Origin of the sequence: Arthrobacter sp. CAL618 (genome assembly GCF_000468215.1) — a bacterium.
In the GTDB taxonomy this organism is placed as follows: domain Bacteria; phylum Actinomycetota; class Actinomycetes; order Actinomycetales; family Micrococcaceae; genus Arthrobacter_D.
This window is the reverse complement of record NZ_ASZW01000108.1, coordinates 1-2,019: the sequence shown is the minus strand read 5'-3', so window position 1 is coordinate 2,019 and position 2,019 is coordinate 1. Positions and strand designations below refer to the sequence as shown.

Here is a 2,019-nt window from a genome sequence, read left to right as displayed (position 1 = left end):
CCTGCCATATCGACGTCGTCGACCAGTGGGGCAACATGGTCTCCGCCACGCCGTCCGGCGGCTGGCTGCAGTCCTCACCGACCATCCCCGAACTCGGGTTCTGCCTGGGCTCACGGTTGCAGATGACCTGGCTGGAGGACGGTGCGCCGTCGACCCTGCGCCCCGGCAAACGCCCCCGCACCACCTTGACTCCGACCCTGATCCTCAAGGACAGCGTCCCGGTGGTGGCGCTCGGATCACCCGGCGGCGACCAGCAGGACCAGTGGCAGCTGCTCTACATTCTGCGCACCGTCGTCGGCGGCTACTCACCACAACAGGCCATCGACGCTCCCTCGCTGCACACCACGTCCATCCCCGGATCCTTCTTCCCCCGAACCTGGGAACCCGGGGGAGCCGTGGTGGAGGATCGCCTCGGTGACGACGTCATTTCCGATCTGGAAGGCCGCGGCCACGTGGTGACCAGGGCCGGCGACTGGGCGCTCGGCCGCATCTCCTCGGTTGTGAGCGACCCCGCAACCGGTGTACTGAAGGCCGCCGCCAACCCCAGAGGAGCACAAGGCTATGCGGCAGGACGCTAAACTGCGGGGCGCACGGGAACTGCCGGCACCGATCCGCGGTGCCGCTCTTGCCGCCTGAGCCAGAGTCGGCCGATCCTGCCCCGAAACAGCGGGTGCAGGACGAAATCCGGCATGACATCATCTTCGGGTCCCTGCGCCCTGGCACCCGCGTGACCGAGGCGGCGCTCGCCGCCAAGTACGGGGTCTCCCGCATCCCCGTCCGGGAGGCGCTGCGTGCGCTGGAGGCTGAGGGTTTCGTTGATTCCAGGCCGTACGCCGGATCGACGGTGTCGGAAATTCCGGTGGACGACGCCGACGATCTCTTCGCCGTCCGTGAAGCGCTCGAGGCTGCCACCGCGCGGCGTGCGGCGCGGCGGGCGTTGGCCCAGTTCAGTGCGGGCGAGCCCAGCGTCGAGTGGTGGAAGACCCGTAGGTTGCTCGCCGACCTGCTCGACGACGGCGACCAGGCCGTGGCGGAGGGCAACCTCAAGGTGCTGCCCGAGCTGAACATCCGCTTCCATCTGGGGATCGCCGATCTCAGCGGCAGCGCCTCATTGACGGCCCTGCTGCGCCAGATTTCCGGCAAGATCGAATGGCTTTACGCCACGGACGTCGATCATCGGGGGAAGCAGTCGTGGGGTGAGCACCGGCTGATCATGGCAGCGATCGACGCCGGCAACCCGGTCGACGCCGAACGGCTGATGGCCGGGCACGTCCACCAGTCCCGGGTGGGATATCTGGACCGCTTCGCCACCCCCTGAGACCGGCCCCCACGGTTTTTCCCGCTGACCGTCGCTAGAGGAGCGGGCGGAGGGGAGCGAGGATCGCCTCGCTGACGCGGGCCACAAGGTGGCGTCGCTCCCATTCCTTAATCGTGAGAATCCGGCTGTTGCCACTGTCGATCGCGAAGATCTGCTCCATGTTGTGTGCCAGCCCCTCGTCGAAGATCTCCAGGTTGATCTCGTAGTTGCCGGTCAGGCTCAACCGGTCAATGTTGGCGGTGCCGACTGTCGACCATTGCCCGTCCACGGTCGCCGTCTTCGCATGGATCATGGCGTTCTGATAGAGCAGGATCTGGATGCCGTTCTCCAGCAGTGATGAATAGAAGCCGCGGGACAACCAGTCAGAGAGCACATGGTTTGATTCCTCTGGCAGGATCACGCGGACGTCAACCCCGCGTTTACTGGCCCGCAGCAGGGCGTTCAGAATCTGCTGATCCGGAATGAAGTAGGCGGTGGTGATGTAAATGTGGTCCTTGGCTCGATTTATTGCATCCAGGTAGACGCCGCGAATCGGGAACACCAGGTTGGCGGGAATGTTGTTGACCGCCCGGAGGCGGGGCTCCCAGAAGCCGGCACTGGTGTCGTCCAGGGGTTGCCGGGACCGTGTGGTGGCCAGATTCCAGACGCTGACAAAGGCTTCGCGCAAATCCCAGACCGACGGCCCGACAACCCGCAGGTGG

General features: G+C 65.7%; 3 protein-coding genes. 2 read left to right on the top strand and 1 reads right to left on the bottom strand.

Going from position 1 to position 2,019, the window contains the following annotated elements; translation table 11 throughout:
* The coding region (locus K728_RS0106925) for a gamma-glutamyltransferase (protein WP_024476281.1) at positions 1-578 on the top strand (578 nt) is incomplete at its 5' end.
* A gap of 47 nt (positions 579-625) precedes the next feature.
* Positions 626-1,318 carry a GntR family transcriptional regulator gene (locus K728_RS0106920; protein WP_443110937.1) on the top strand — a complete coding sequence of 231 codons (693 nt, stop codon included), beginning with the start codon at positions 626-628 and terminating at the stop codon, positions 1,316-1,318.
* A gap of 34 nt (positions 1,319-1,352) precedes the next feature.
* Here the strand turns inward: K728_RS0106920 and K728_RS0106915 are convergent.
* Positions 1,353-2,019 (bottom strand): phospholipase D-like domain-containing protein (locus K728_RS0106915; protein ID WP_024476279.1); only part of this gene is annotated, 667 nt, incomplete at its 5' end.